The organism is Dyella sp. ASV21, assembly GCF_016428975.1.
Taxonomy (GTDB): domain Bacteria; phylum Pseudomonadota; class Gammaproteobacteria; order Xanthomonadales; family Rhodanobacteraceae; genus Dyella.
In genome coordinates this window covers 1-970 of the sequence record NZ_JAELTT010000158.1, presented here as the reverse complement: position 1 = coordinate 970, position 970 = coordinate 1, and the positions used below count along the sequence as shown (strand labels likewise).

At 65.7% G+C, this 970-nt stretch carries 1 pseudogene; it reads right to left on the bottom strand.

The features are described 5' to 3' along the window. A pseudogene (locus JHD67_RS21380) lies at nt 1–970 on the bottom strand (hypothetical protein); the annotation flags it as partial.

Below are 970 nucleotides of genomic sequence, written 5' to 3'. Positions count from 1 at the left end.
GTGTCCGTCAGCTCGTACGACGGTGCCGTTACCGTGCCCGTCGACGGATCGAACTGCGCACCACCGCCCAGTGCATCGGCGACGCTCTGCGCGGCCGTATTCAGCTGGCTGCCGTTCACCGCGTCCAGGCTGTCCGACGCCACCGATCCGTTCGCCACATTGCCCAGCGCCACCGGCGTACCGGCAGCGCCCAGCGTAACGCGCTGCCTGGACGCGTCGTCATACACCACCGCCGCCAGCGTGTTGCCGTTGCCGTCGATCAGGCCCGCTTCCTTCAGCTGACTCACATTCACGGCATCGGCGTCGTCCACACCGGCCATCACGTTCTTCAGCGTGCGGGCGTTGCCATCCTTATCGGCAAAGTCCACTGCCTCGCCATCGGTACCTGCGCCCACCGTCAGGTTCGCACCCGGGGCGGCCTGCTGCACCAGACCGATCTGACCCTGGTTCAGCTGCTCGGTCAGATTGGTGATGTTGGTGGTGTTGCTATCCACGCGGCCATCCAGCTGCGACAGCGCATCACCCACGTTGTTGAACGTCTCGCTGTTACCCGAGGCATCCGTCAGCTCGTACGACGGTGCCGTTACCGTGCCCGTCGACGGATCGAACTGCGCACCACCGCCCAGTGCATCGGCGACGCTCTGCGCCGCCGTATTCAGCTGGCTGCCGTTCACCGCGTCCAGGCTGTCCGATGCCACCGATCCGTTCGCTACATTGCTCAGCGTTACCGGCGTACCGGCAGCGCCCAGCGTAACGCGCTGCCTGGACGCGTCGTCATACACCACCGCCGCCAGCGTGTTGCCGTTGCCGTCGATCAGGCCCGCTTCCTTCAGCTGACTCACATTCACGGCATCGGCGTCGTCCACACCGGCCATCACGTTCTTCAGCGTGCGGGCGTTGCCATCCTTATCGGCAAAGTCCACTGCCTCGCCATCGGTGCCTGCACCCACCGTCAGGTTCGCACCCGGGG